The following is a 22,270-nucleotide window of genomic DNA, read 5'->3' on the forward strand; positions in this document are numbered from 1 at the left end:
CACTTTTAGAAGATACAGTTATGTTAAAGGTAATTGTGGACTGAGTCAACTAAGGGAGAATGTATGGATAAAAAAATCATTTGTGATATTAGAGAATTTAACCGCTTTTATACAAAGGTACTTGGTTTATTTAATAATCAAATTCTAGGTACAAGTTACTCATTAACTGAAGTGCGAATACTATTTGAGATAAGTGAGAGGACGGAATGTATTGCAAATCACCTCGTACAAGAGCTTAGCATTGATAAAAGCTACATGAGCCGTATCATTCGTAAGTTAGAGAGAGAACAACTAATTGAGAAAAAAAGTTCAACAACAGATAGCAGAAAAAACTTTCTCTTGTTAACAAAGAAAGGGAAGGCGATATTAGATAACATTCATATTCAATCGGATATACAAATTAATCAATTATTTAATGGACTTAATGATGAAGAGATTAATGAAATTGTGAGTTCAATGATGAAAATCAAACAAAAACTATCGAAAACGGGAGGGGCTCCAGTCCAATAATAGCAATGCGGAATGATTGCGGCCAAACTGTTCGATAAAACATTTGAAAACGCGCAGGTTCTGTGCTATTCTTGTCACTAATATAATTTGCGTTGAAGAGAAAAAAGTACAAAGGCTCTTATGTTCAGAGAGCAAAGGAACTGCTGAAACCTTTGCCATAACCCTTAGTATGAAGTCATCTCGGAGCATTTGATCGAAAGTCGAATCGGGATTGGGATCGATGAGTAGGCTCAAACGGAATGGCACACGTTACCGTGCTGCAGGTAAGGGAAACCTTACCTCATGAGGCTGGAGTCGCAAGATTTCCTGCAAATCAGGGTGGTACCACGAAAATGTTCCCCTTTCGTCCCTTCAGGTATGACAGCTGTATACTGTCGCTTGAGGATGAGAGGGGTTATTTGTTTTTATAAACTTAAAAAGCGATGAAGAGAAAAAAGTACGAAGGCTCTTAAGTCCAGAGAGCAAAGGAACTGCTGAAACCTTTGCCATAACCCTTTTTACGCAGTCGTCTCGGAGCTTTTGATCGAAAGTCGAATTGGAACTATGGTTCGAATGAGTAGGCTCAAACGGAATGGCACACGTTACCGTGCTGCAGGCAAGGGCAACTTTGCCTCATAAGGCTGGAATCGCAAGATTTCCGGCAAATCAGGGTGGTACCACGAAATGTTCCCCTTTCGTCCCTTCAGGTATGACAGTAGTATACTGTCGTCTGAGGATGAGAGGGGCTATTTGTTTTTATAAACCTAAAAAGCGTTGAAGAGAAAAAAGTACGAAGGCTCTTATGTCCAGAGAGCAAAGGAACCGCTGAAACCTTTGCCATAATCCTTTTTACGCAGTCGTCTCGGAGCTTTTGATCGAAAGTCGAATCAGAACTATGGTTCGAATGAGTAGACTCAAACGGAGTAGCACACGTTAGCGTGCTGCAGGTAAGGGAAACCTTACCTCATGAGGCTGGAATCGCAAGATTTCCGGCAAATCAGGGTGGTACCACGAAATGTTCCCCTTTCGTCCCTTCAGGCATGACAGCTGTATACTGTCGCTTGAGGATGAGAGGGGTTATTTATATTTAAGGAGGAATTTAAATATGGAACAAGTATCTAAGCCGACGAACGAAATGCTGTTAACAGGATCGGAGGTCCTTTTACGTTGCTTGCTTATGGAAGGTACTGATTGTGTATTTGGGTATCCAGGGGGAAATGTTCTATATATCTATGATGCCATGGTTGATAATCCAGACTTCAAACATATCTTGACCCGGCACGAGCAAGGTGCTATCCATGCGGCGGACGGCTACGCTCGATCAACAGGGAAAGTAGGCGTATGCATCGCCACTTCCGGACCAGGGGCGACTAACTTAGTGACAGGAATTGCGACTGCCTATATGGATTCTGTGCCGCTTGTAATTATTACGGGTAACGTATCAACAACAGTCATGGGCACAGATGCATTTCAAGAAGCGGATATTGTCAGCATGACAATGCCTATTACCAAACACAACTACTCTGTACGTGATGTACATGATCTGCCGCGCATCGTTCATGAAGCCTTTCATATTGCGAATACGGGAAGAAAAGGCCCGGTATTAATTGATATTCCTAAAGACGTGTCTAATCACAAAATGCTTTATGAACCATCAAACCAACTTTCTATACGGGGTTATAACGCAGCTCCTAGTGCTGATCCAATGGAGATAGATAAGCTGCTGCAGGCTATTGCGGAGTCGGATAAGCCGGTTATTATAGCCGGAGCCGGGGTAATTTATTCCGATGCAGCACCTCAACTGCTGGAATTCGTTAATAAAACGCGAATCCCGGTGGCAACCACATTGCTCGGTTTGGGCGGATTCCCAAGCGGTCACGATTTGTGGTTAGGAATGCCAGGTCACCATGGTACGTATGCGGCGAATACGGCTATTCAAAACGCTGATCTCATCCTTTCCATTGGGTCACGGTTTGATGATCGAGTTACGATGAAACTTGACGGTTTTGCGCCACATGCTAAATGGATTGCTCACATCGATATTGATCCGGCTGAAATTGGCAAGAACATCAAAACGGATTTTGCTTGTGTCGGCGATATAAAAGCGGTCCTAGAATATGCGAATACGAAGGCTAAGCCCTCCAAATCAAGCAGCTGGATCAATAAAATGCAGGAGAATAAGTCCAATTATCCATTACGCTATAAAGATTCCGATACCGAAATCAAGCCGCAATTTATTCTTGAGATGATTCATGAGACGACGAAAGGGAATGCGATTATTACCACTGACGTAGGCCAGCACCAGATGTGGACTGCACAATTTTACAAATTTAATTATTCCCGTTCATTGGTAACCTCCGGGGGTTCCGGAACAATGGGATTTGGTTTTCCCGCTGCTATAGGTGCTCAGATCGGAAACCCGGATCGTCTGGTGGTTTCGATAAACGGGGATGGAGGGATGCAGATGTGCGCACAAGAGATGGCGATATGTGCCATTCATAATATTCCTGTCAAAATTGTTGTAATCAACAATCAAGTGTTGGGTATGGTCAGACAACAGCAGGAGCTCTCATACGAGAGTCGTTATAGTCAGATTAGTCTTGCTGGCAGTCCCGATTTCGTAAAACTAGCTGAAGCTTACGGAGTGAAGGGATTAAGAGCAAGCAATAAAGCAGAGGCGTACGGCATCTGGCAAGAGGCTTTGAAGACACCTGGTCCTGTGCTTGTGGAGTTTGTAGTGCCAACAGAAGAGAATGTATATCCAATGGTTCTCGGCGGGACGACCTTAGATCAGATGATACTGGGGGACTTTGATTGACTAGGAAATCTATAAGTTGTTCGGTCATTCTGGTCTAGGATACTGGCTGATCCGCAATGAAAGGTTACAAGATAACAGGGACATCAATCATACGATAATCATGATGTCCTCTTTCGATTTCTGAACTTCATGTTCATTTTATATTTATTGACTCATAAGTTTAAGCAGTGTTTTGTTTTTTGTTCATAGATACAATAACCATTATCAGTGCCAAGGCAACTAATATCGCGCCCAGCCACATAGAACTAGTCAGGTTAATCGCATTGACTGCTATACCACCGACCAAAGAACCTGCGCTGATCGATAATTGAAAGATCCCGGTGAAAATTGCTTGGGCTGCCTCTGCATTTTTAGCAGATGAAAATATCCATAATTGCGAGCCCAAAGGAGCCATTCCCCAAGCCAGTGCCCATAAAATGAATACAATCGTTGTAGCTGTCAAATTTTCTCCTATAACTGCAATCACAACAAAGGAAACGAAATAAATTGTCGCTGTAATTCCATTCATTTGAGGCAGTCCGAGCTTAGCAATATATTCACCTATAAAATTACCAAAGATAACGACAATCCCATAAACGAGAAGTAAAGTGCTCAATAGGTTAGGGCCAATTCCCGTCACTTGTTGCAAAAATGGTGTAATATACGTAAATGCAGAATATTGAGCAGCGACGATAAAAATAACAACGGACAGGATCAATCTTATTTTTTTGGATCTGAATAACTCCAAGTAATCTTTTACTTTAACCCCTAGTTCCATTGGGATTCTAGGAAGAAGGAAGAGCTGCAAAATAAATACTATGATTGCGAACACACTGGCTGCTACAAAAGAAGCCTCCCAATTCAAATGAGCAGCAATAAATGATCCAGCAGGTACACTTATAACAGTTCCGAGTGAAATGCCGCCTAGTACGATGGAAGAGGCGCGTGCAACCTTATCACTAGGCACTAACTTGGCAGCAGTTGCTACAGCTATTGCCCAGAACCCTCCTACTCCTAGACCAAGGATGATCCGAGCAATAATGAATACTATAAAATTCGGTGATAAAAATGAGAGTATACTGGATATAATAAGCATGAGTGTTAAAGATAACAGCACAATTCGTCGGTCTAATTGTTTGATAACGATTGTTGTAAATGGTGCAGCAAAGGCACCTAAAAGAGCGGTAAAGGTAATTGCCAGCCCGGCTGTACCTTCCAGTATGCCAAAGTCCCGGGCAATATCAGGCAATATTCCGACAGGTAAAAACTCCGTAATAACAAGTGCTAATGCTCCAATTGCAATAGCAATAACTGAAAGCCATGGATTTCGTTTTGTCTGGGTTGTAGTTGTCATAGAGTTAACTTCCTTTGCTTAATTTTTACAGAGGCAGATGGACTGTATATAAAGACTTGGATCTCCTTAGAAAATTTATAAAGAGATCCAATAATACTCATAATCTCTCCTTTGTAATAAAGAAAGATTATGAGTAGTTATCGAGAAAACGAGAACGATCATTCTCCTAATCTCAAAAAAAAAATCTGCTGCTTAATAAACTGTATGGATTACCATGGCAGTGCATTTTCCTCGAAGAAGAAAGATCCGGTAGGGCCATCCTCGGGGAGTGTTGCAGCTAAGATGCTTGTGCGACTGCCTTCCACTTCATCGATATCAGCAGCGCCTCCGCCAAGACGAGTGCGAACCCAGCCAGGATGAATGGAATTCACTTTGATTGTCGTATCACGAAGCTCTGCTGCTAAATGAATAGTAAAGGCATTAAGTGCCGCTTTGGATGCATTGTATGCAAATGTTTTCATACCATAAATAGGAGAAGCAGGGTCTGCATGTAGAGAGAGCGAACCTAGGATACTGGAAAGGTTAACGATACGGCCGGCATCTGATTTACGGATTAGCGGCAGAAGGATCTGTGTCAAATCAATTTGTGCAAAGAAATTTGCATCAAATGTGTCGCGCAAAATGGCAGAGGAGAGAGTACTCGTGCGATTAACGACTTCGATGGACACATTTTCCTGATCCAGTAGAACTCCTGCATTGTTAATTAGGATATCCAGCTTTCCATAGTTCTCGTCCAAGTATTGATAAGCCGCCACATTGTCTTGATGCACATTGACATCGATTTTAATACTTTCGACATTAAACCCGTCTTGTTTAAATTGCTGGGCGATCTCATTACCCTTTTGTGGGTCGCGTGCGCCAATAATTACCGTGGCTCCCAATTTAGCGAGGCTTCGAACGGTTTCTAGTCCAATACCGCGAGTTCCGCCCGTTACGAATGCCACTTTGCCTGTTAAATCCGATGTTGTTGTCATAGCAAAAGCTCTCCTTTGTAAATACATTTTATGGGGGGGTGAATCTTTTTTGCTGCGAGAGATGCAGTTCATACGGGAATGATCATTCTCTTTTTGGTAAAAAAAATAATAACTAACCTTCTAACATTTTCATGGATGAGTCAGCAATTCTATACAGCTTTTCTTTACTTATCGATGTACGTGCCATTACACGTAGCCCTAATAGCGTATTATGCATTGACTCCGCGAGATCACTAGAGACGAAATCGTGCGAAAATTCTTGATTCTGCTTCCCCCAGTCAATAATCTCCTCGAGCAATTGTTCCTCTCTTGCGAATCCTTCAGTTGCTTTCATATCCGCATCAGCATCACGGACCGCGAGTTCGACAGCAGCATTTACAAACAAACAACCCAGGGGGTAATTATTGTTTTCATCGATTGTATACTTGAAAATGAAATGTAAGGCTTCTGCAGCTGTTTCAGCTTGTATGATTCCTTGTTGAAGTCTAAAATCCATTAGTTCTCCGTACCGATCTAAAGATTTGAGAAATAAGGTATGTTTATCCGTAAAGGTCTCATACAAGCTTCTTCTGTGTATTCCCATAAACTCAACAAGTTCTGACATTGACGTTCTTTCATAGCCTTGTTCCCAGAAAAGTTGCATAGCCTTAAGAAGAACCTCATTCTCATCGTATTCTTTGCTTCTTGCCATTGAAGTTCACCTCCCGAAGAAAGCATACCATTATGGGAACGATCAGTAAAGAATAATTTTTTGTGATTGGCTATTATTGGTCCCGCCAGTGAATTATTCACGGATGCCTCTAATTGCTTCCATTAACAATAATGCAGCCTTGCCTAAGAAGTTTTGGTTTTTATAGGCGATGCCTATCGTGACGACAGGATTTAAATCAGCTATAGGTCTTATGACCAAAGAGTCTTCCTGTTCCAGACCGCTGTATATCGGAACAATCCCGATGCCAAACTCAGCCTTAATCATCTGTTGAATAGCGAAGAAACTTCCAACCTCCATATAGGAGAACAGGCTTTGTCCAGTTGGGGAAATCGCCGTTTCCCAAAGCTCGCGATAGATACAAGTAGGTTCTTTGACTAAAAGGGTAAGTCCCTCTAAGTCGCTCGCCGTGATGCTATCTCGATCGGCTAATGAGTGATTTATATTTAACATGACCCCTAATCTTTCCTCAATCAGCGGCTCAAACTCCAACATGAGCTTCGATGGTGGAGCCGAGCAAATGCCGAATTCCAGTTCGCCGGCCTGAACCCTTTCCGCGATCGATCTGCTGCCGCTTACTTCCATGGTTAATTTGACTTTCGGTCGATCCTTGCAAAAGTTAGCAACAACGGTCGCGAGCTGCTGGCTTGCTACTGGCTCGATAGCGGCAAAACGTATGGAGCCCTTATCTCCCGAAGCAATATCTGATACGGTCAGCCTAATGGCACCGACCGCCCTTAATAAAGTCGAGGCCTCGTGGTAGAGCCATCGTCCCGCTTCTGTTACAATCACGCGTTTTCCGTCCCGCACAAATAATGAAACACCCAGATCAGCTTCGAGACGCTGAATCTGAAGGGTTACCGTAGAAGGAGCATATTGGAGCTCTTCGGCTGCTTTAAGGAAATGTTCTAGACGCGCACAAGCTTCGAAGGTTTTTAAAACTCGAAGATCCATAGTCATCACCTTTGTTTAATATTTTCGAATGATTCATTCATATTATTCAATTTTACAAAACATTATAGGGATTTTACAATAGGGTCAACGGTACCCGGGTGGAAGGATACCACAGAAGGGGGATATACAATGGTCAAATCGGTAATTACTCGCGGCAATCCAGCGGTTTCTCACTGTGCCTTTACGTTCGATGACGGTCCGATGCGAATTCCTATTGACGCATGGCTGGATGCCTTGGAGCAGGGAGGCGCGAGCGGGACGTTTTTTTTAACGGGTGAGTGGTTCGATAGGCACCCGGCGAAAGCAAGAGAAATGCTAGCGAGGGGCCATGAGCTCACAACGCATACCTACCATCACCGCAGAATGGCAGATGTGACTAAGGCCGTATTCTTCGAAGAACTCAAGCTGGCTGAGCTCGCTTATCAAGAAGCAACGGGAAGACCAGCTCCAACCTTCATGCGTTTTCCTTACGCTTCTTATCGGGAGGAGAATCTGGAATGGCTCCGGGAATGGAACTATTTGCTGATAGAAGGGGAGGATACCGTCGACTGGTCGGGACCGCCAAGCGCACAGCTTGTAGAGCGGGTTATGCCTAAGTTGGTCAACGGATCGATTTTTATGTTTCATGCCAATGAAATTGCCAAAGAGACGCCACAAGCTGTTAAATCGCTTTTACACCATACACTCGCCAAAGGTCTTGCCGTGGTACCCGTAACCGAACTGCTTCTTGCGAATGGAATCTCAACTGGCGAACGCAGCTGGCAAGTACGCTACAAACCAACTCTCTATGGTTCATTCCATAGTGAGGAGTGGAAGGAAGTAGCGGGGAAAGATGAATTGCGGAAGCTCGCAGCTGATTCGCTTGAATGGGGGAACCCGCAAGCTCCAACAGGGTCTGGCGCTTATAGCAAATGGCTGGAAGCACTATCCTTGCAGCTCCAGTCGGAAGGCGATACGAGATTTGTCGCTAGAAGCTTTGCCGGCCAGCACTGGGCATACGTATTTGCTTCCGTCCGCGGCAGCGTGCTGGTACTGGAGGACTTCGCTACAAAAGAAGCTCATGCGGATGCTTTGACATCTATCTTGCAATGGGCGGCACACGAGGCATCAATCTTGGGCTGCGATTGGATCACAAGCACACTTGATATGCGTCGTATACACAAACTGTGTGAACAGATGGGTATCGAAGCAGAGATTGTTTTGCAAGAAGGATAGCAACAAAGCCCCAAGATATATCCAGTGCAGTTAAACAGAGAGTCGTCGTAAATGACTAGTGAGCTATATAAAAGAAACCTTCTTTTGTTTTGGGGGAAGATGGAGGAATGGGTACAAAATCCGCTTTTAATTGGGTTACGCTATGGGCATCGTTATTATTTGTCGTGATACTTGGTTTTTCGCGGCTCTCCTACGGCATGTTCTTACCTGGAATACAGAGGGTGCTCGGGGGGAGCTACGGACAGTTAGGTATACTGGGCACAGTTAACTTTATCGGATACTTGGTCGGGACATTATGTCTTTCCCCATTGATCTCGCGGTTTACTGACCGCAAACAGGTCATTAATCGGATGACGTGTTTATTGCTCGGATTGACTTTGATCGGCTCGGCATTAAGTGATGATTTTACCCAGCTTGGGCTTTGGCGATTCATCATTGGATTGTTATCAGCTATCGCTACAGTGTTAGTGCTGTCCATTGCTATGGATGCCGTCCGACCGGCTGAAAGAGGAGTGGCATCGGGTCTTATATGGTTGGGCGGATCTGCCGGTATTCTAGTCACGGGTTTATTCGCCCCTTTTACAATAGATCCTTTACACTTGCAGGGGTGGCGGTATGCTTGGGTGACCATGGGTGTGTTCGGGGTAATTGCTGCGATCGGTTTCGACTTCGCCACCAGAAAAAGAGGAGTCGTAACAATACCCTCGCAGACCGAATCAAAGCTGCGGGATAGAGAAAGCGAAAATGTATATCGTCTTCTGCTGAACCCGAAGAGGTTCTTATTCTTAATCACTTCTTATTTCTTCTTCGGGGCGGGATATATCGTCTATTTCACGTTTTTGATTCCTTATCTGGTGAGCAAAGGCACTCCATCACTCTATACCGGGTTAATATGGTCCGGAATCGGATTTGCAGGTTTGTTTAACGGATGGATTGGTGGCAAAGCCATTGATCGATGGCCAAGCGGGTATACACTTGCGTTGGGATTAACATTGGGGACGATCGGAGTGTTTGGAATAACCACTAATAATTTGTTATTCACAGTGCTCGGTGCCTCTTTGATTGGGCTGGTTTCCTTTATTACCCCTCCGCTGATGACGACAGCACTTCTTCGACGAGATATCCCTGATCACTTGTATGCGGTATGTCTAAGCATAGCCACTGCCTTTTTTGCCTCTGGACAGATTATCGGCCCCATCATTGGTGGTATAGTGGTCGAACGGCATGGCTTGCAATTCGGTGTGGCATCCAGTGCAATCTTTATGGCGATTGCCGCGCTGTTGGCGGGCTTGTATGGATTACAGCAACGAAAGCTTGAGGTTCGTGATTTGCCTATCAGTAGTTGAGAAGATAAATAGTGATAAACTGAGGGCAGCAGAATCGCTCTCCTCTTGTCTCAATGATGATAAAGTTTACAATCCTCGTTACTCTCGGGGAGGGCTATTATCTGCTCTCTGTCATCCCCACATAGCCAGAACAGCTTCAGCAATGGAGCGGGCCTGCTCCCGACCAGCGATTGCCGTTATGCCGCAGCGTGTTGGATCGTAGGGGTTGTTGCCGATGGCTGCGACGCTGTGTTCATCTGGGATAATAAGATAAACTTCTGCATTTGTTTGCAAGCCAGCCGCCTCTTCTGCAGCTCCCGGAATAGCACCATAACCCCTCGGCATTGGGGAGAGAATTATAATCCGTTTATAGTCTTTCGCCAGCCGCGCATTGGTTGAGGACACCATGCCTCCGTCAGTCCAGTTGCGCTCGCCTATTGAGACGAGAGGCCAAATTCCTGGAACTGATCCACTTGCCGACACAGCATCGGGTAGAGCTATTCCAGACTGATGATCGAAAGTATGAAGTTGACCGGTATCGGCATCGATGGCGGTTACCTGCAATTGTTGTGGCCATTCTTTGGTCACAAGCCGGCTCTCAACTAATGCGCGCCGCTGTTCGGGCGACACGGAGGGGGGATTGTTTTTGGCGATAAGACCAAATTCTGCTCCGACTTTTCGTGGATCGCTTCCTCCGGTGACGAAAGCCTTGTACCACCATTCCATCAATTCTTTGGATGCGGAAACGGGTATTTCGTTTGGGTTAGATTCCAATTGGCTCGCAAACAGTTTGTTTATGTCATAGCCGCTGGCCAACGCTGCCCCGACAAAGGAGCCGGCAGACGTTCCGATGATTGTATCCGCTTGATGCAGATCGACTCCAGACTCCAGCAATCCCGTTAAGACCCCAACCTCCCACGCTATGCCGGTTACACCGCCGCCGCCTAGGACGACGGCTCGGTTAGTGGATTTCTTATTCTGACTGTTCATTCCGATTCCTCCCCTTTTGGTTTGTTTGACATGGTTCCGTTCGGCCTTTAGAGTATAAACTATAAAGTATACTTTAAGGTCAAGATTATCGAAGGAGTTTAAGATGAAAATTCATGTTCTAGCCCAAAAGACCGGGTTAACACCGCCAACTATTCGTTATTATGAGAAGGAAGGTTTGCTGACTATACGCCACGTTGTTCGTGGAGAGAATAATTATCGGGATTATACTGAAGAAGCTGTCGAACATCTGCAATTCATAAAACGTGTACAGAAGGTTGGGTTTACGCTTATGGAAATTAAAGCCGTTATGGAGGAGAAAAAGGGGAGTAAACTTGAAATTTCCCGGTCCATTGAATTGTTGCGAGAGAAGATGATAGAAATGGATTCCAGAAAATTGGAATTGGAACAAGCGCAGGCACTTCTTTCTCGTATGCTAGCCAATAAACGGGCATTGCTGAAGGAGAAGGGATAAAGAGACCTTGCGGCTCGCAGTCATCGCCGCGCCGCACTCATTTAGTTTTAGCCCAAAAATAAAACCCCATTCCCGCTATAGTAAATAATCCTCCAAGGATTTGAAAAGAACTTACAGCTTCTCCTAAGATAAAGTATGCAAGGATTATAGCAAGCACAGGTTCACCGATAACACCGACGGAAACAGTAGTTGCACCGATTGATTTTAATAACAGATTAAATATAAAATGCCCAAATATAGTAGGAATTAAGGCAAGTAATAAGAAGTACATCCAGTCAGAGGAACTGTAATCTGTTAAAGAAAAGTGGTTCATTAGGCTGTAAATCAGCATGACGCTGCCACCAATGAAAAAAGCAATAATGCTGTATATATTAGCTGGTATTTTGTGGCTAACTTTTTGTCCCACTAGCATATAAACAGAAATAGAAATAGTCCCCAATAAGGAAAGTGTATCTCCGATTAGTGCTTCTCTAGAGACGCCTATATCTCCCCAGGCTATAATAATCGAACCGAAAACCGCAGTTATCATGCATAATACCATCAGTTTGTTTACTCGTTCTTTAAAAATAAAAAAAGATCCAATCATTACAAATAGAGGTTGTAAAGTCAAAATAACCATCGAACTTGCTACCGAGGTATAGGATAAAGAATCCATCCAAAAAGGAAATGTAATCCGAGAAAGAAACCCGCAGATAAAACAAAAATACAATCATACTTAGTTAGTCGTATTAATTTAAGCTTTTTCCAAGAGACAAAAGGAAGCATGATCAATACAGTTATATATAACCTATACATTCCTGCAACAGAAGGGGGAGTATTTGATGATTTAATCATAATAGATGATATGGCAATTGCAAGAATACTAATACATAACAAAAAATACGGATTGACTGCCGCATTTGATTTTTTTAGTTCCATGTTTACCTCCACATGTAGTATTGAAAAGATCTAACGGTATATAATAATATCATCATTACCAATGTAATTCTGTAATAATATCTCTATAAAATATAGATATATCGTCTTTTTTGAAAGGGAGAACTATATTTGGTTAACAAACTACATGAGATCAATCAGTATCCCGATATTTCTTTTCCGTATGCTATGTATACCGTAAACTCTTCAAGCTGTACTCCTAAAGGGCGAGGGTTTAATGAATTACACTGGCATGAAGAACTCCAGTTTACATTAGTAACTGAAGGTAAGATATTTATACAGGTCAATGGTGTAACACATGAGCTAAGAGCTGGACAAGCAATTTTTATAAATAAGGGAGTGTTACACGTATCTAAGCAAGCTGATCAAAATAGTGAATATGTAAGCTTTAATTTCCCGGAGAAATTACTTGCTTTTTATTCTGACAGCCAAATGGAAAATAAGTATGTATTTCCTTATACCAACTCTTTATTTTTATCGCTAGTAATAAGACCTGAAACAGATTGGCAAAGCACGATGTTGGAGATACTCTGGAAATTAAAAAATAAGTTCAACGTTAAAGGAGACTGGGGCTGGGAGTACGAGGTTTCTATTTTGACCGTACAGTTATGGTTGACCATGATAACTAATATTTCTATGGATAACGTAGAATCACCCAAACACATCAAACAGCAGCAAGAACGAATTCAATTGATGATTAGTTATATCCATCAGAACTATGCGAATAACCCATCTCTACAAGAAATAGCCGATGCTGCACACCTTAGTGTTTCTGAGTGCACTCGAAGTTTTAAGAAAACACTTCATACGACTCCTTATGACTATTTAATTAAGTATCGCCTCAAAAAAAGTGCTGAGTTATTAAACTCAACTGCACACACAATAACCGAAGTAGCTAGTAAAGTAGGTTTTAACCATGTTAATCACTACATTCAGTCATTTAAAAAACATTATAATAAGACACCTAAAGAGTATCGGAATTTGAAGGATTGATGATGAACAATTATTTAAACGGAATATTTTCATTTTAATTTTTCCGTACTTTTCAATGTCAAACTGGATTGCTCCTGAACGGTTTAACTTGAATCTTCGTGATTCACTTCATCTATTACTTCTATAGAAAATATAACATTGATCTATAATGCCGAATTATATAGAATGAGCTTGTTCGATCGGACTTGCTTTAAATAGATTTCTTAGTACAATGGTTTTATGACTACTGAAAAAATGTTGAATGATGAGCACAGGGCCAGAATATTTAAGGCATTGGCTGATGAGACGCGATTAGAAATTATTCGGAACTTATATGCAAGCAAGAAAGAAATGAACTGCGGAGAAGTGGGGGACATTCAAGGAACCTCTAAATCGAATACTTCGTATCATTTGCGTACTTTAAGGGAGGCGAAATTAATCAAGGTACGAAAAGAAGCTCAATCGAGGTATATGAAAATCGATATGGATACTTTTCAAGCTTACTTACCCGGATTTCTGGATACGTTGTAGAAAGAAATCTTCTTTTTTGTTCATTAGTTCAAAACTTTTTGAATTACGAAATTAAAAGCAAGAATAGAAATATACAAATTGGGTAAGTTTACAGAAGTAAAAAGGAAAGAATCAAGGAGAAGCGGAAGAAATTCTAGAGCTCCAACATCGAATACTTTCAAAAAAATTTTACTCACTAGTTCAATATATGTTGAACTAGTGAGCGAATTATAAAGGGTGAATCATTTTGGCTAAGTTAACGGCATTGTTATTCTTCATCATGTTTTTTATCGGTACGGATACATTTTTGATTTCGCCGTTAATTCCTACGCTTCAGGAATTGTTTGATATCCCGACCCAATATGCTGGTTGGATGGTAGGGGCCTATGCTTTAGGCTATGCCATATTTGCATTAATTGCCGGACCGCTTTCCGATGGTTGGGATCGAAAAAATGTTATGTTTTATGGCATGATTGCTTTTTCAATCTCCACTATTTTATGCGGACTTGCCACTGGTTTTTGGTCAATGATTTTATTCCGTTTTTTAGCTGGAATCAGTGCGGCGTTTACATCACCTCAAGTTTGGGCTTCTATTCCGGTGTTGTTTCCTGCGGCCAAGAACGCCAAAGTATCCGGAATCGTAATGGCAGGCTTGGCTTCGGCCCAAGCGTTTGGCATACCAATTGGAGGTTTACTCGCTTCAACCCATTGGTCTTACCCTTTTTATGTAATCGGCGTGTTTTCACTAATAGTGTCAATATTTATCTATTTCGCAATGCCCTCGATGAAACCGATTCAAGACCAAACAAGCCAACTGACGTTGTTTAAAAGATATATTCCGCTATTGGCAAGCAGAATAGCGAGAAGATCTTTCCTGGGTCATTTCTTGTTTAATAGCGGATTCATGGCTGCTTTTTCTTTTATCGGAAAATGGATGAGTGACCGTTTCGAACTTTCGGTTGATCAGGTAGGGTACGTCATCCTATTTCTAGGTATTGGTAATTTGGTAGGGAGCTTTGGCGGAGCCTATGTGATTCAAAAGTTCAATCGTTTCAACACGCTTGTTGCGGGCTTTATTATCGCTATCGTATGTTTTATCATTGTGCCTTTCGTGCCCTCGGTAGCAGCATTCGATTTTGTCTACTTCTTCATATTCTTGAACATGGGTATCGCATATCCGCTAATTATGGGGCTGCTCACTTCGTTAAACCCGACGATCCGTGGCACGATCTCAAGCTTAGGCAATTCAATTATGTACGCTGCGACAACAATTGGTTCGGGTATTGCAGGCGTGATCTATGCGGCGTTTAACGGTTTTGCTGGTGTCGCCATATTTGCAGCTTTATGTTTTGCCGGTGCATTGTTCTATTTCATCTCAAGCGGCATCTTGCATAATCAAAGCAAGACGAAGGCGAAGCTTGCATCATAAAGAAGCAATAATAAAGGATAAAGGGTCGCATAAATCGCGACTCTTTTGTCTATGTTTACACCAACCACGAGTTAAGTCCCACGATATGGTAAAATAGATTGAGGAACACCAATTTCAATTAGGAGTGGATTACTTTAAACAAGAACAAATTGAGAAGGTCTTCTCGGGATAAATCGATACAAGGCGTTTGCGGAGGTATTGCAGAATTTTTTGGCATTTCTTCATTTAGTATTAGATTGATTTTTATACTGACAATGCCTGCATCCTTGATCATCTACATTATTTTGACGAATAGTCTTGATGAGAATATCAGCCTATAATCTGACCTATGTCGCTGATTTTGGAAGATCAAATCGTCTGTTTTGTGTTAAGATAAGGATACTGGAGGGACTTTTATGACTATAGGATCACAGAAGGATATTGATGGACTGAAGGAAATTGGCAAAATCGTTGCCTTGACGATTAGTGAAATGAAACGACATACACGTGCAGGAATAACGACAAAGGAACTGGATGATATAGGCGGGCAGGTTTTGAATAAGTATGGTGCTATGTCAGCACCTAAGTTAACTTATGATTTCCCTGGCTACACTTGTATTAGTGTTAACCACGACGTTGCCCACGGCATACCGGGCAAACTAATCATTCAACCGGGTGATTTAATCAACATTGATGTTTCTGCAGAATTGGGAGGCTATTATGCGGATGCCGGGCATTCTTTTACAATAGCACCTTATGAGCCATCATTAACGCGTCTGTGTGATTACACACACCAGACAATGATGAAAGTCATCTCTTCACTTAAGCATGGAGTAAAATTGAATGAAGTCGGCAGGATTATTGAAACCGAGGCTAAAAAAGGCGGCTACAATATCATTCAGAATCTGTGCAGCCACGGTATTGGGAAAGCTCTGCACGAGGCGCCAACTGAGATTCTGCCTGTATATAACAAACACGATAAGCGGACATTGAAAGAGGGTCAGGTCATTACAATCGAGCCCTTTTTATCTACTGGCCCAGGGTATGTCGTTGATCAGCCGGATGGATGGACTTTGCGTGTACCACACAACGGCTATGCAGCACAACATGAGCATACAATAATTATTACAAAGGATCAGCCAATAATCTTGACTGCTGTATAGAGCATTATACGAAGGAAGCCGCATAAACTGCGGCTTTTTTTATTTTTCTATAGATGCTCTTGCCGAGCGGAATCCTTATTTTTATTGATATTTGTCACAGAACTGTTCCTTCAATTGTCTTATTACTGTACAACCTAAATATACAAAATGGAGGAACCATTCAATGAGTAAACTACTGGTTATTAATGCACACCCCGAAGCGGAATCCGCCTCTTCATACAGTCTGCATGTATTAAATGATTTCTTGAGACGATATAAAGAGCAGCATGCTAGTGACGAGGTTATTGAACAAATTAATTTATACAATGATGATGTACCGATGATCGACCAAACAGTTTTAAGCGCATGGGGAAAACAGCGGGAAGGTAAAGAACTCACCTGCGAAGAGCAAGCAGTAACCGGGCGTATGAATGAGATATTGCAGCAATTCAAAAGTGCCAATAAATATGCCATCGCATATCCCTTGCACAACTTTAATGTTCCATCCAAATTAAAGGATTATATAGACAATATTCTGATCGCCAGGGAAACGTTTAAGTATACCGAAACCGGTTCGGTCGGCCTGCTTAAGGATGGAAGAAGCCTGCTTGTCATCCAAGGAAGCGGGGCAGTGTATACGAATAATGACTGGTATACTGAGGTTGAATATTCCCATAAGTACTTGAAATCGATGTTCAATTTTATTGGTATTGAAGATTACAACATGATTCGAGTTCAAGGAACAGCTACGCTCGATAAAGATGAAATTTTACAGAAAGCATATGTAGAGGCTGAAGAAGCAGCTTCAAAACTTGCGATAAAATAAGCACATCGGCCGCTGCCGATTCGCAGATTGGCTGCGGCTGATACGTTAGATGTGATAAATCAAAAGAACCGCCTTGTGGAAAATCCGCAAAGCGGTTCTTCTTTTTCTTTTACATCGCTTTAATTAATCATTTTTACAATCAACAAGAAATCAGAGTTTAGATGAAGAAGCGGGAAGCGGGAAACTGAAGCTATGTCAGAGTAACACATCGGCTTCGCCTACAATATGATGAGTCTAGAAAGCTAAAGAGGTGAGCCAATGGCAGTCGTAAAAGCCAGAAAACAGGATATTGATATGTTAGCAAGGTTGCTTCGCGCGGAAGCAGAGACCGAAGGCGAAATGGGCATGCTCCTTGTTGGAAATGTTGGCATTAACCGGATAAGAGGGAATTGCTCCGATTTCAAAGAACTCCGGACTATTCCTCAGATGATCAACCAGCCGCATGCGTTCGAAGCGTTGCAGCATAGCTTGTATTATCAGGGCGCAAGAGAAAGGGAGCGCCGTCTAGCACAACGGGCCGTGGATGGGGAGCGGAATTGGCCAGCTAAATTCTCTCTCTGGTATTTCCGTCCAGGCTCGTTCGATAATCCCGGGCCATGTCCGGATACTTGGTATAATCAGCCGCTTGCAGGACGATGGAAGAAGCATTGCTTTTATGAACCGACCGGGGAAGAATGCGATAATATTTATAATACGTATTAAAATAATTTATCATGTTAAAAGCCGCTTAAATCGCGGCTTTTTTTATTTTATGTATACTGCCGTTACTCTAGGATCAGTATTACAGCTAGTAGTGGCTAAGAGAGCAGAGATAGTTATTGACAAGGCGATATTTGGAATTATATACTTTTCATGTATTCAAAACATGTAAATCAGAAGGAGTGAGGTCAATGAAAAACTTCAAACAAAGCACTAGCAATAACATAGCAGGTCCTCACGGTATGTATTTTTAACTAATTCGCTTATGTCGAAATAGGCCCTGAGGATGCGTTTGTCCTCAGGGCTTTATATGTGTGATCTACTCTGAAGTTAAAGAGTGATACCGCACGCTAAAGCCACTGATTTTTTGCAGTGGCTTTTTGTTTTGACTTAAGTTTGAAGCGAGAGAAGGAGATGATTTTTTTCAACAGAGTCAGAATAATGTATCAGAATGAGATTGAACAGCTTAAGCCTTTGGTGCGTGATGTATACAAAAAAATTCATAGGTACCAGCTTGAACGCACTTTGTCTTATGAATTACAAATGCGTGAAGCAATTGCTCAGACGATTCCAGTATTGGAAGTTTTTATCGCGCATATTCCTGCGTATAAAAGCAGCTATATTAAAGTTCTTGGGAGGCAGGAGCAACTCACGTCATTTGATTTGATTATGTGTTTTGACCGGGCAATTTACGAACTGCATTTGTATGCGTCTTTAGGTAAGGGAATCGGGAGATACGCTAATGAAGCGCCGTGGAGCAAGGAACTCCGCACACTGTTAAATGAGCGGCAAGAGATTGAACCGGTAAATAACATTGTTGGAGAATTTTTTCTTGCAAGCGGGAAAGCTGCCTGTTCCGGTCATGCGGAAGGAACAGCCGTGGTCCTATTGAGTAAGGATGAGCTCAGAAACGTAAAACTGGGTGACATTCTGGTAACGACGATGACGACCCCTGATTTTATCGAGGTTGCTCCGCTTATAGCTGGACTCGTCACGGATCGGGGCGGAATCGTATGCCATGCTGCTATTTTAGCAAGGGAGTTTAACCTTCCGTGTATTGTCGGCTGCGGGAATGCTACGGAAACTATTACAAGCGGTCAAAAAATTCGTATCGATGCAATCTCTGGCATTGTTATGGGATGTGAAAGCCAATAAAACCGATACAATTATACGAAGCCAGCGAGGTTGAACTATACGGGCGTAAGGCGGTTAATTTGGGTAAGGCGCTTCAACAACGTTTACCGGTACCAGCGGGATATGTACTGCCGGTTTCAGCTGTTCAGCAAGTTGCAAGAGGAGAGCTGAATTTGGAAAGCGAAATCCAGACTATGCTAGACTCCTTAGGTGCCGTTTCTGTCAGATCGTCTGCTAGTCAAGAAGATGGTGAACAGTTCAGTTATGCTGGACTGTTTCATTCCTGCTTGAACGTGACAACCGCCCATGGAGTCGAGCGAGCGATCCAGTACATTTGGGAGTCGGCGCAATCGAATCACTTGCGTAGCTATATAATGCGAGCTGAGGGTTTAACTATGGCAGATGAAGACGGGGCAGGCGTTGGAGGTGTTGTACAAGCAGCAATCATCATACAGCGAATGATCGCTTCCGAGGTGTCGGGAATCATGTTTACACGCAATCCTGTTACACATGCGGATGAACGAGTAATCGAGGCGACTTGGGGGCTTGGTGAAGCAGTTGCTTCCGGATATGTAACACCGGATTACTTCAGAATAAACCGAGTAGGAGAAGTTATAGAAGCGACGGCTAGCAAGAAGGAAGTTACGGTTCGAGCCGGCCAGTACGAAGGTACAATTCAACATAAGCTGTTAGACGATGACGCCAATTCGCTGTGTTTGACCACCCAGCAATGCATTGAGTTGAATAATCTAGCTGTAAAATGTGAGCAGACTTTTGGACGGAATATCGATATAGAATGGGCATTCGCAAACGGTGAGCTTTGGCTGCTCCAATGCCGGCGGATAACCGGACTAAACTTATAAAAGTTGACTCTTTAACGCTGTACTTTTACACGAATCAGAAACATACATCGAATTAATCGACTATCGGACCAAAACCGAAATTTAAAAAACAAGCTTGCTCTGTTTAACTTCAGAGCAAGTTTGTTTTTTATTTGTCTTTTAAAACGATATTCTTGCCCAATGTTACGAGCGGACAAACGTACTTTTTTCTCTTGTCCACATTTATACCTTACCAAAACTCTTTAATTGCATCTAATAAACATATCAATAATTAGGAGGTTTTGAGATGGGAAATAGAGGACCTAACGGATATGACCCCGTGCATATTTTTAACTCCACTTCGTTTAACGCGTCTGGGAAAGTTGAATATGCATCCATCTTTTGCAGTGACGATAATTATAGTGTTCAGCGTGATGAAACTTGGAGAGCTTCCAGCCGTGGAGTCTGTTTGGTGACTAGAATCACCGCAACGGTGAAAACACCAAGTGGAAACATTGAAGCGGAGCCTTATACTTCTTCCGGCACATCTTTCAGCAAATTTGCCATTATACAGGTCGGGGTAAATAAATTCCAAGTGACACGCGTTGTCAGCGGCAAAAGACGCAAGTAAGTCTCAAGAGAGGCATTATCAACAATAGGTGCCAAACATGAAAAGACGACTGGCTATTGATGAAATGGCTGGTCGTCTTTTCTTGCTTTACTGTTTCTTATACCAGAGTATTCTGCGATGCATCGAGGAGTCTTTCAAGCGCCTGAAGGGGCGCAAATCCGGCTTATAATTGCCTTCGATGATCCATATCCGGCGTTTCTTGTCGATGCCTATATCGAACCCGACCTGTCTAAGCTTGGGGTAATGCTCTCCCAGTCGTTTGGCAGCCAATAACGCGATCCGTTCCGTTTTGACAAGCAAGCTCCGATCTCCGATTCGGGCTAGTTTGAGCGCCTTAAGCACTGGAAGGGGGCGGCTGGTCACATTCGTGACTAGATATCCTTTCGCTGCCACCTTCGCGTATGAGCCTGTCACGCTCCAAGTGGAGGCAGAGCCTTTTTTTCTTTGAGTCATTATCCGCATGTCGAACGGCTTGTGCCCAATTTGAGCGAGCTGAAGGCGCCTTTGGACAATATAGCCATGACCTCTGTTTTTTTTACGGAGCCATTTAAGTACCTTATCGGTGTCTCTCATAATGACCGCATTATTTTCATTTTGAACACGATAGGCATTCGCACCGTTTCGTTTAATGAACACGATATTCCTTCCGTAACTCCCGCCCCGAGGTTTCAGAACAACGCTCTGATAGCGACGGAGCATCTTCGTTAAAGTGTTCTTCTTAAGCAGCTGTGTTGCTGGCAATCGTCCGGCGAGAGAGGATCTCTTGCGAAGGATGCGATATTGCAACCATTTGTCTTTTTTGATTAACATTCGGCTCACAGCCTTTTTCAGTCTTTTACGGTAATTCTAAGTGAAATAAGTGATCCGCATAAGTGGCCATTCGTCTATATTTTTGAGCGGGAGCAGGTAATGAAGGCTTTGGTAAGAAAGTGTGGAACTTATTAATCAAGAAAATTGTCCTAATAAAGGGGTTAAAGATGGAGAGAAAAATTAGAAATTCTGCAAAAGCATTAATTATTAAAGACGGAAAAATGCTAGCCATTAAGCTAGATGACAACGGAGACGTATTTTATATTATGCCTGGCGGAGGTCAGAATACAGGGGAAACACTCACAGATGCTGTGAAAAGGGAAGTGGCAGAAGAACTCGGGATAGAAATAAGAGGTTACGAATCAAGTAGGATTTGAGTGGCTTGAAATTGAAAACCTCATAAAACAGCCTTTGTATCCGTCCAAATTACGAAAGCAAATTAAGAGATTATACAAAGGAGAACAGACCGTTGTCTATTTGGGAAATGAGGAAGCTGGAGATCCGGAAGTCTTCACTTAGAACGCGTAGGCAGAGTAAAAGGAGGGAGAAAGTTGAGAATACGAACCGCAGCAAGAGCAATGATAATCAAGGATGAAAAATTACTTGTACTTAGAAGAATTGGAGTTCAAGGGGAATTTTATGTTCTGCCTGGTGGTGGTCAAGAACATGGTGAAAGCATTCATGAAGCTTTGGTCAGAGAAGTGTTAGAAGAAGTAAGTTTGGTGGTTGAAATTGATGAACTTCTCTTTATTAATGAATTCATTGCTAAAAGAGATTCTCTTTTCCCTAATTTAGAGCCTGATGTTCATCAGATTGACTTTACATTTTTATGCAAAATTATTTCAATAAATGAAGCAAAGGTCGGAGACATTCCTGACGTACACCAGGTGGGCATTGCTTGGATTCCATTGAAAGAAATAAATGATTATAACTTGCATCCTGAAAATGATGCCAATTTTATACTTGGAGCACCCTCGAGAAATGCATTATCAAAATGGATTACAAATAAAGAAAGCGTAAGAACTCCTTCGTTTATAGCAGGTTAAACTCAAAGCAATATTTCGCTGCTTGCAGCTTTCAGCAGAAAGAAAGGGGACGGAAA

Annotated in this window: 24 protein-coding genes and 3 other annotated features; of the genes, 17 read left to right on the top strand and 7 right to left on the bottom strand. The window is 42.5% G+C overall.

Going from position 1 to position 22,270, the window contains the following annotated elements:
• Window positions 1–63: 63 nt before the first annotated feature.
• The gene (locus tag IEX98_RS13260) at window positions 64–510 is read left to right on the top strand and encodes a MarR family winged helix-turn-helix transcriptional regulator (RefSeq protein WP_188889659.1); all 447 of its coding nucleotides are present in this window, start codon (window positions 64–66) and stop codon (window positions 508–510) included.
• An 83-nt stretch (window positions 511–593) separates the two neighbouring features.
• Window positions 594–864 (top strand) — a binding site (T-box leader).
• Window positions 865–923: 59 nt separating this feature from the next.
• Window positions 924–1,195 (top strand) — a binding site (T-box leader).
• A 59-nt stretch (window positions 1,196–1,254) separates the two neighbouring features.
• Window positions 1,255–1,526: a binding site (T-box leader), on the top strand.
• Between the two features lie 68 nt (window positions 1,527–1,594).
• Window positions 1,595–3,307, top strand: coding sequence for a biosynthetic-type acetolactate synthase large subunit (gene ilvB, locus IEX98_RS13265; RefSeq protein WP_188889660.1), 1,713 nt, complete (start codon window positions 1,595–1,597; stop codon window positions 3,305–3,307).
• A gap of 160 nt (window positions 3,308–3,467) precedes the next feature.
• Here the strand turns inward: ilvB and IEX98_RS13270 are convergent, their stop codons facing one another.
• The 4 genes from IEX98_RS13270 to IEX98_RS13285 all read right to left on the bottom strand — a co-directional run bounded on the left by IEX98_RS13270 (window position 3,468) and on the right by IEX98_RS13285 (window position 7,277).
• Window positions 3,468–4,640, bottom strand: a complete 1,173-nt coding sequence (locus tag IEX98_RS13270) for an MFS transporter (RefSeq protein ID WP_188889661.1) — start codon at window positions 4,638–4,640, stop codon at window positions 3,468–3,470.
• 209 nt (window positions 4,641–4,849) lie between these two features.
• On the bottom strand, window positions 4,850–5,614 hold the full coding sequence (locus IEX98_RS13275) for an SDR family NAD(P)-dependent oxidoreductase (RefSeq protein ID WP_188889662.1): 765 nt from the start codon (window positions 5,612–5,614) through the stop codon (window positions 4,850–4,852).
• A 112-nt stretch (window positions 5,615–5,726) separates the two neighbouring features.
• The gene (locus IEX98_RS13280) at window positions 5,727–6,305 is read right to left on the bottom strand and encodes a TetR/AcrR family transcriptional regulator (RefSeq protein WP_188889663.1); all 579 of its coding nucleotides are present in this window, start codon (window positions 6,303–6,305) and stop codon (window positions 5,727–5,729) included.
• A 93-nt stretch (window positions 6,306–6,398) separates the two neighbouring features.
• On the bottom strand, window positions 6,399–7,277 hold the full coding sequence (locus tag IEX98_RS13285; RefSeq protein ID WP_188889664.1) for a LysR family transcriptional regulator: 879 nt from the start codon (window positions 7,275–7,277) through the stop codon (window positions 6,399–6,401).
• Window positions 7,278–7,406: 129 nt separating this feature from the next.
• On the opposite strand from IEX98_RS13285, the gene IEX98_RS13290 reads away from it, so the two are divergent.
• Together IEX98_RS13290 and IEX98_RS13295 are read left to right on the top strand one after the other, a co-directional pair.
• The gene (locus IEX98_RS13290; RefSeq protein WP_188889665.1) at window positions 7,407–8,492 is read left to right on the top strand and encodes a polysaccharide deacetylase family protein; all 1,086 of its coding nucleotides are present in this window, start codon (window positions 7,407–7,409) and stop codon (window positions 8,490–8,492) included.
• Window positions 8,493–8,599: 107 nt separating this feature from the next.
• Entirely contained in the window at window positions 8,600–9,838 is a 1,239-nt protein-coding gene (locus IEX98_RS13295; RefSeq protein WP_188889666.1) for a YbfB/YjiJ family MFS transporter, read from the top strand.
• A 111-nt stretch (window positions 9,839–9,949) separates the two neighbouring features.
• Here IEX98_RS13295 and IEX98_RS13300 read toward each other — a convergent pair whose 3' ends face one another.
• A complete protein-coding gene (locus tag IEX98_RS13300) occupies window positions 9,950–10,807 on the bottom strand; it encodes a patatin-like phospholipase family protein (protein WP_188889667.1) in 858 nt (285 codons plus the stop codon).
• Between the two features lie 103 nt (window positions 10,808–10,910).
• On the opposite strand from IEX98_RS13300, the gene IEX98_RS13305 reads away from it, so the two are divergent.
• Window positions 10,911–11,279: a MerR family transcriptional regulator gene (locus tag IEX98_RS13305; protein WP_188889668.1), complete on the top strand. Its 369-nt coding sequence runs from the start codon at window positions 10,911–10,913 to the stop codon at window positions 11,277–11,279.
• Between the two features lie 37 nt (window positions 11,280–11,316).
• Here the strand turns inward: IEX98_RS13305 and IEX98_RS13310 are convergent, their stop codons facing one another.
• Window positions 11,317–11,934, bottom strand: coding sequence for a DMT family transporter (locus IEX98_RS13310; RefSeq protein WP_229692165.1), 618 nt, complete (start codon window positions 11,932–11,934; stop codon window positions 11,317–11,319).
• 392 nt (window positions 11,935–12,326) lie between these two features.
• Here IEX98_RS13310 and IEX98_RS13315 point away from each other — a divergent pair, with 392 nt between their 5' ends.
• From IEX98_RS13315 to IEX98_RS29160, 10 genes are all read left to right on the top strand, one after another.
• The gene (locus IEX98_RS13315) at window positions 12,327–13,208 is read left to right on the top strand and encodes an AraC family transcriptional regulator (protein WP_188889669.1); all 882 of its coding nucleotides are present in this window, start codon (window positions 12,327–12,329) and stop codon (window positions 13,206–13,208) included.
• A gap of 219 nt (window positions 13,209–13,427) precedes the next feature.
• Window positions 13,428–13,718 (top strand): ArsR/SmtB family transcription factor, encoded by a 291-nt coding sequence (locus tag IEX98_RS13320; RefSeq protein ID WP_188889670.1) that lies wholly within the window; start codon window positions 13,428–13,430, stop codon window positions 13,716–13,718.
• 226 nt (window positions 13,719–13,944) lie between these two features.
• Window positions 13,945–15,126, top strand: a complete 1,182-nt coding sequence (locus IEX98_RS13325; protein WP_188889671.1) for an MFS transporter — start codon at window positions 13,945–13,947, stop codon at window positions 15,124–15,126.
• A 149-nt stretch (window positions 15,127–15,275) separates the two neighbouring features.
• Window positions 15,276–15,446, top strand: coding sequence for a PspC domain-containing protein (locus IEX98_RS13330; protein ID WP_308421784.1), 171 nt, complete (start codon window positions 15,276–15,278; stop codon window positions 15,444–15,446).
• A gap of 75 nt (window positions 15,447–15,521) precedes the next feature.
• Window positions 15,522–16,268 (top strand): type I methionyl aminopeptidase, encoded by a 747-nt coding sequence (gene map / locus IEX98_RS13335; RefSeq protein WP_188889672.1) that lies wholly within the window; start codon window positions 15,522–15,524, stop codon window positions 16,266–16,268.
• 163 nt (window positions 16,269–16,431) lie between these two features.
• Window positions 16,432–17,073 (top strand): FMN-dependent NADH-azoreductase, encoded by a 642-nt coding sequence (locus IEX98_RS13340; RefSeq protein ID WP_188889673.1) that lies wholly within the window; start codon window positions 16,432–16,434, stop codon window positions 17,071–17,073.
• A 258-nt stretch (window positions 17,074–17,331) separates the two neighbouring features.
• Complete coding sequence (locus IEX98_RS13345; RefSeq protein ID WP_188889674.1) at window positions 17,332–17,775, top strand: cell wall hydrolase; 444 nt, start codon at window positions 17,332–17,334, stop codon at window positions 17,773–17,775.
• 438 nt (window positions 17,776–18,213) lie between these two features.
• Window positions 18,214–18,927 (top strand): PEP-utilizing enzyme, encoded by a 714-nt coding sequence (locus IEX98_RS13350; protein ID WP_188889675.1) that lies wholly within the window; start codon window positions 18,214–18,216, stop codon window positions 18,925–18,927.
• 152 nt (window positions 18,928–19,079) lie between these two features.
• A complete protein-coding gene (locus tag IEX98_RS13355) occupies window positions 19,080–19,769 on the top strand; it encodes a PEP/pyruvate-binding domain-containing protein (protein ID WP_268237833.1) in 690 nt (229 codons plus the stop codon).
• A gap of 430 nt (window positions 19,770–20,199) precedes the next feature.
• Window positions 20,200–20,358: a hypothetical protein gene (locus IEX98_RS29160; RefSeq protein WP_229692166.1), complete on the top strand. Its 159-nt coding sequence runs from the start codon at window positions 20,200–20,202 to the stop codon at window positions 20,356–20,358.
• 87 nt (window positions 20,359–20,445) lie between these two features.
• Here the strand turns inward: IEX98_RS29160 and IEX98_RS13365 are convergent, their stop codons facing one another.
• Window positions 20,446–21,168: a YheC/YheD family protein gene (locus tag IEX98_RS13365; protein ID WP_188889678.1), complete on the bottom strand. Its 723-nt coding sequence runs from the start codon at window positions 21,166–21,168 to the stop codon at window positions 20,446–20,448.
• 167 nt (window positions 21,169–21,335) lie between these two features.
• On the opposite strand from IEX98_RS13365, the gene IEX98_RS29165 reads away from it, so the two are divergent.
• Together IEX98_RS29165 and IEX98_RS13375 are read left to right on the top strand one after the other, a co-directional pair.
• Window positions 21,336–21,545, top strand: coding sequence for an NUDIX domain-containing protein (locus IEX98_RS29165; RefSeq protein ID WP_229692167.1), 210 nt, complete (start codon window positions 21,336–21,338; stop codon window positions 21,543–21,545).
• Between the two features lie 174 nt (window positions 21,546–21,719).
• Window positions 21,720–22,214, top strand: coding sequence for an NUDIX domain-containing protein (locus IEX98_RS13375; protein ID WP_188889679.1), 495 nt, complete (start codon window positions 21,720–21,722; stop codon window positions 22,212–22,214).
• Window positions 22,215–22,270: the final 56 nt, after the last annotated feature.

Origin of the sequence: Paenibacillus radicis (ex Gao et al. 2016) (genome assembly GCF_014641555.1) — a bacterium.
In the GTDB taxonomy this organism is placed as follows: domain Bacteria; phylum Bacillota; class Bacilli; order Paenibacillales; family Paenibacillaceae; genus Pristimantibacillus; species Pristimantibacillus radicis.

Coding starts and splice junctions, on each gene's coding strand:
- IEX98_RS13260 (WP_188889659.1), top strand. CDS start 64: ATGGATAAAAAAATCATTTGTGATATTAGAGAATTTAACCGCTTTTAT.
- ilvB (WP_188889660.1), top strand. CDS start 1,595: ATGGAACAAGTATCTAAGCCGACGAACGAAATGCTGTTAACAGGATCG.
- IEX98_RS13270 (WP_188889661.1), bottom strand. CDS start 4,640: ATGACAACTACAACCCAGACAAAACGAAATCCATGGCTTTCAGTTATT.
- IEX98_RS13275 (WP_188889662.1), bottom strand. CDS start 5,614: ATGACAACAACATCGGATTTAACAGGCAAAGTGGCATTCGTAACGGGC.
- IEX98_RS13280 (WP_188889663.1), bottom strand. CDS start 6,305: ATGGCAAGAAGCAAAGAATACGATGAGAATGAGGTTCTTCTTAAGGCT.
- IEX98_RS13285 (WP_188889664.1), bottom strand. CDS start 7,277: ATGGATCTTCGAGTTTTAAAAACCTTCGAAGCTTGTGCGCGTCTAGAA.
- IEX98_RS13290 (WP_188889665.1), top strand. CDS start 7,407: ATGGTCAAATCGGTAATTACTCGCGGCAATCCAGCGGTTTCTCACTGT.
- IEX98_RS13295 (WP_188889666.1), top strand. CDS start 8,600: ATGGGTACAAAATCCGCTTTTAATTGGGTTACGCTATGGGCATCGTTA.
- IEX98_RS13300 (WP_188889667.1), bottom strand. CDS start 10,807: ATGAACAGTCAGAATAAGAAATCCACTAACCGAGCCGTCGTCCTAGGC.
- IEX98_RS13305 (WP_188889668.1), top strand. CDS start 10,911: ATGAAAATTCATGTTCTAGCCCAAAAGACCGGGTTAACACCGCCAACT.
- IEX98_RS13310 (WP_229692165.1), bottom strand. CDS start 11,934: ATGGATTCTTTATCCTATACCTCGGTAGCAAGTTCGATGGTTATTTTG.
- IEX98_RS13320 (WP_188889670.1), top strand. CDS start 13,428: ATGACTACTGAAAAAATGTTGAATGATGAGCACAGGGCCAGAATATTT.
- map (WP_188889672.1), top strand. CDS start 15,522: ATGACTATAGGATCACAGAAGGATATTGATGGACTGAAGGAAATTGGC.
- IEX98_RS13340 (WP_188889673.1), top strand. CDS start 16,432: ATGAGTAAACTACTGGTTATTAATGCACACCCCGAAGCGGAATCCGCC.
- IEX98_RS13345 (WP_188889674.1), top strand. CDS start 17,332: ATGGCAGTCGTAAAAGCCAGAAAACAGGATATTGATATGTTAGCAAGG.
- IEX98_RS13350 (WP_188889675.1), top strand. CDS start 18,214: ATGTATCAGAATGAGATTGAACAGCTTAAGCCTTTGGTGCGTGATGTA.
- IEX98_RS13365 (WP_188889678.1), bottom strand. CDS start 21,168: ATGTTAATCAAAAAAGACAAATGGTTGCAATATCGCATCCTTCGCAAG.
- IEX98_RS29165 (WP_229692167.1), top strand. CDS start 21,336: ATGGAGAGAAAAATTAGAAATTCTGCAAAAGCATTAATTATTAAAGAC.